The sequence below is a fragment of the Bacillus cereus group sp. BfR-BA-01524 genome (genome assembly GCF_022662595.1).
GTDB classification, from domain to species: Bacteria; Bacillota; Bacilli; order Bacillales; family Bacillaceae_G; genus Bacillus_A; species Bacillus_A thuringiensis_S.
On the sequence record NZ_JAKUDW010000176.1, the window covers coordinates 1 to 4,841 of the forward strand.

The following is a 4,841-nucleotide window of genomic DNA, read 5'->3' on the forward strand; positions in this document are numbered from 1 at the left end:
GAATAAACAACAAAGCTCTAAACAAGAGGATTCCTCTCAAGATAAGCAACAAAGCGCTAAGCAAGAGGATTCCTCTCAGGATAAGCAACAAAGCGCTAAACAAGATGACTCGTCTCAAGGTAAACAACAAAACAGTAAGCAAGATGACCCTTCTCAACGTAAGCAACAAAGCTCTGGAGGTAATAGTATTTATGACTTTACAAAACCAGAAAAAGACCGTATTCATTCTCTACAAGATTTAATAGAGAAACTTAAAAAGTCTAGTGATTTTATTAATTACCATACATCTGACGATGAGACGATGCCTTATTGGATTTCTTACTATCGCCCTTCACTTGATGGAGAGAAATTACAGAAATATTTAATGCCTACTCTTTTAGAGAAACCTTGTGCTTCTCTAGAACAACTAAAAGAACATATTCCGATGAGCGGCATTACAATTACGAACGACTTACAAAAAATTGAGGATATGGTTTTAAAGGGGCATGCGATCATTCAATTAAATCAGCAAGATCAAAAATGTATGCTTGCAAACATTGCAATTGATAATTATCGTGCGCCAACCCCTCCTTTAAACGAATCAACTGTTATTGGTCCGCAAGAAGGTTTCGTAGAGGATATTGATACAAACATTAATTTAGTTCGAAAACGTCTTCCTGTTTTAGATTTACAAACAAAAGAAATGATTATCGGCGAGTTTTCCAAAACAAAAGTTGTCATGATGTATTTAGACAACCTAGCTGAAAAAGATAATGTAGATTTTCTCGAGGAATCATTACGCGCTCTTGAATATGATCAAATTAATGATAGTGCTTATATACAAGAATTGATGGGTGAAAAATCAATTTTCCCTCTCTATATCAATACAGAACGTACTGATAGAGTTACAAAAGCACTAATTGATGGAAAAATCGCTATTTTTGTTGATGGTTCTCCAAGTGTTTTACTAACACCTGTATCCTATTTCGATTTTTTCATTTCACCAGAAGATTATAATGTCTCTTGGCTATACGCTACATTTTCAAGAATTTTGCGCCTTATCGCCGTTCTATTTTCAATTTGCGCTACACCGTTATACGTTGCAGTTTTAAATTATCATTATGAACTTATTCCAAGTGATTTACTTGAAACTTTGATTTTATCAAGGGCACAAGTACCATTCCCACCTTTAATTGAAGCGCTCTTTTTAGAACTCGCAATTGATTTATTAAGAGAAGCTGGTGCAAGGTTACCTATGAAAGTTGGGCAAACACTCGGTATTGTAGGCGGTATCGTAATCGGGCAAGCATCTGTACAAGCTGGGTTAACGAGTAATATTTTATTAATTATCGTTGCACTATCAGCACTCGCTTCCTTTATTACACCTATTTATAAAATGGGTAATGCTGTTCGATTACTACGCTTCCCGTTTCTCATATTTGCAGAAATAGGGGGACTTTTCGGTATTTCTCTTGGATTTATCTTTTTATTTACTCATCTATTTAGACTTACTTCCTTACGTAAGCCGTACGCTTTGTTTTATCCGACAAGGCAACAATCAGTTAAAGACTCTTGGATCCGTTTTCCATTAACAATGATTGATACAAGAGATGTGCAAGCAAGACCACAACATGTAAAAAAGGCTGCGAAAGGAATTTCAACAAAACATAGATCGGATTTTGATGATTGAGAAATGAGGTGCATTGATGAGTAAAGTTCAAGAAAAATATCAAATATCTCCTGTCTTTGTTTTCTTCTTAATTCACGGTGCACAGTTTGGCGCTGGCGTTCTCGGATTCGCTCGAATTATTGCAAAAGCTGCTGGATACGATGGATGGATGGGGGTTATAATCACAGGAATTTTCATCCATATTATTATATGGATGATGTATGTCTTATTAAAAGAAACAAATGGGAATTTAATTGATTTACATCGGCAAACATTTGGAAAATGGCTAGGAAATAGCATTAGCATCATCTTTATGGCTTATTTTTTAATCGTTAGTATTTCGGTCATCCGAACATATGTTGAAATTATTCAAGTCTGGATGTTTCCGACCGCTTCCACCTTTATGTTAACACTCTTTTTATGCTTAGTTAGCTATTACATTATTTCTTCTGGATTTCGTGTCATTACTGGTATTTGCGTCATCTCAGTTGGCGGTACATTGGGCTATTTACTTCTTAGCCTATTCGTTTTGAAATACTCACATTGGGATAATTTACTTCCTATATTTACACATTCTTTTTCAGATATTTTAAAAGCAGCGCATCTGTCCATCTACAGTATGACAGGGTTTGAGATTTATCTAATGGTTTATCCTTTTGTGAAAAAACCTATACAATCTCATAAATTCGCTCAATACGGAGCACTATTTTCAAACCTACTATATTTATTTAGTACCGTTTTAGCCTTTACCTTTTTTAGTGAAAAGCAATTGTTAAAAACGATATGGGCACAACTTTCTATGACCCAAGTCATTCAATTACCATTCATAGAAAGGCTCGAATATATTGCAATTTCAGGCTATGCACTTGTTATTATTACAAGTTTCATCCTCCCCTTATGGGCGGCAATGAGAGGAACTCACGAAATATTTCGCGTGAAACAAAGAGGTGTTCTAATTGCTTTCATCCTTATCACTCTCATTGTTTCACAACTTTTAACAAACAGGCATGATATTAATAATTTTATTAGTAATGCGTCAAAAGTTAGTTTTTGGCTCATTTATGTATACATCCCGATCCTATTTATTATTGTGTGGGTGAAAAGAAAATGGAAAAAATCAAAAGTACAAGCAAATTAATACTTATTTTTTGTATAACATTCTTTAGTTTAACTGGATGTTTACAAAAAAATATTATCGATGATGTACAGCTTATTCAAGGAAGCGTTTTTGATGTAGGAAAAGATAATAAAGTAAAAGTAACCTTCGTTTGTCCCATTCAGAAAAAAGGAAATAAAGTTCAAGTTTTTGAAGGCAGCGCAAATGCGGTAAAACAAGTAAAAGCAGACACATCTTTAGAGTCTTCTCAACCCTTTGCTAGCGGACAAATGCGTGTCGCTCTATATACGATAAGACTTGCGAAAACAGGAATGTCTACTTCATTCGATACATTACTTCGAGATGTGAATATAGGGAACGCTTTATATGCTGCTTTATTAGAGGGAAATGGCACTGAACTTTTAAAAGGCAAATATACAACCTCATACAACGTTGCAATTTATATAAAAAAGTTACTAGAACATAATATGGAAACCGGTCCTTTACCAAGAGATAATCTGCATGTAGGAGCATTCCGTTATTATCAAGAGGGGCAAGACTACTATATTCCAATTTTAAAGAAACATGGTGATAAAATAAAAATCACCGGAATTGGTCTTTTTAAAAAAGATAAATATATCGGTAAAATTGCGCAAAAAGATATGTTCATATTTAAAGGACTGTTAGAGAAACATAAATTAGATTCACATGAATTTAAAACGGATTCTGCGTACGTAATGATTAATAATATTCGTTCTGTTCCAACTTACGATATAAAAATTAAAAACGGGAAGCCTTCTTTTTTCATTAACGTTCATCTTGATGCACGTATTCAAGAATTATCAAAACAAATTAACTTAGAAAATAACAAGAACACAAAAAACATTGAAAAAGATGTACAAAAGCAATTGGACGTACAGGCTGCCAAATTAATTAAGCAGTTTAAATCTTTAAATGTCGATCCCCTCGGGCTAGGAGCAAAATATAAACACCATTATCGCCCATTCAAATTAGAGGAGTGGAGACGAATGTACAAAGATGTTCCAATTAATATAAAATACACCGTAAACATTACAAATTCTGGTGTAATTGAATGAGAAATGATTGAACTCCTCTCTCCAGCATGATACAACGGAGAGAGGAGTTTTTTATTATCAAATAGAGAGAGAAGATATTTATGGGGGAGCTTATGTCTAAAAAATTAGTAAAGCCTATTTTAAATGGTATTTTATTTCTCGGCGTCTTTTTATTTGCTCATACATACTTGAAAAATGTTTCCTTCACACGTTACTTACTGGCCGTTATCCCAATGTTACTCGTTGGTATATTTGGCATTGATCTTATTTTATCTATTTTAATTAAGAAAGAAGAATAACAAGCGAACATCTTATTTTCTATAAGATGTTCTTTTCATTTCATAATCACCTTATGTTACAATGAAATTCGGCAGAAAACGAGAAAGGATTGAAACAACATGACAAACGAAAAAGGTTTAGATAAAGGGTACGAACTTGTTGCAAAAATGCACGAAGTATTCGGACATCCTGTGACAAATACTCCAACCAAATTAGCTGAAGAGCGCGCAAAAATTCGTGCGAGTTTTATGCAAGAAGAGCTAGAAGAATTTCTAGAAGCAACGACTGTTGAAGATCAATATGATGCACTGATTGACCTTATTTACTTTGCATTCGGAACGTTTACAGAAATGGGCGTACGTCCAGATAAAGGATTCGAAATTGTAAATAATGCAAACATGGCAAAATTATTCCCTGATGGAAAACCTCGCTTCCGTGAAGGCGACGGCAAAATTCTAAAACCAGAAGGCTGGCAAGCACCTGAGCCGCAACTTCGTGCTGAGATTGAACGTCAGCGCCAAGAAGCTGAAAAAAACTGCTAGGATTTCCTAGCAGTTTTTTATTATGTCTTTTTTTCTGCAATTCATTAATGACCCACGTGTCCCGCGTGTCCTGCTGCTCCACCAATACTAGCCGCTCCTGCTGCCGCTCCTCCTGCTCCTCCTGTTCCCATTCCACCTGTCCAAGGAGAAGATTGTTGCTGTTGTTGATATTGCTGATATTGTTGGTGTTGATGTTGCTG

General features: G+C 35.0%; 5 protein-coding genes. All 5 read left to right on the top strand.

The window, feature by feature from the left end:
- A partial coding sequence (locus MR170_RS29650) for a spore germination protein (RefSeq protein ID WP_242310466.1) occupies positions 1–1,669 on the top strand: 1,669 nt, incomplete at its 5' end.
- A gap of 16 nt (positions 1,670–1,685) precedes the next feature.
- Positions 1,686–2,786 (top strand): spore germination protein, encoded by a 1,101-nt coding sequence (locus MR170_RS29655; RefSeq protein WP_213744115.1) that lies wholly within the window; start codon positions 1,686–1,688, stop codon positions 2,784–2,786.
- Positions 2,756–3,841 (top strand): Ger(x)C family spore germination protein, encoded by a 1,086-nt coding sequence (locus tag MR170_RS29660; RefSeq protein WP_043935255.1) that lies wholly within the window; start codon positions 2,756–2,758, stop codon positions 3,839–3,841. The genes MR170_RS29655 and MR170_RS29660 overlap by 31 nt, the downstream gene beginning before the upstream one ends.
- 92 nt (positions 3,842–3,933) lie before the next feature.
- The gene (locus MR170_RS29665; RefSeq protein WP_016080006.1) at positions 3,934–4,119 is read left to right on the top strand and encodes a hypothetical protein; all 186 of its coding nucleotides are present in this window, start codon (positions 3,934–3,936) and stop codon (positions 4,117–4,119) included.
- 99 nt (positions 4,120–4,218) lie between these two features.
- The gene (locus MR170_RS29670) at positions 4,219–4,641 is read left to right on the top strand and encodes a pyrophosphohydrolase domain-containing protein (RefSeq protein WP_016080005.1); all 423 of its coding nucleotides are present in this window, start codon (positions 4,219–4,221) and stop codon (positions 4,639–4,641) included.
- The last annotated feature ends 200 nt before the right edge of the window (positions 4,642–4,841 follow it).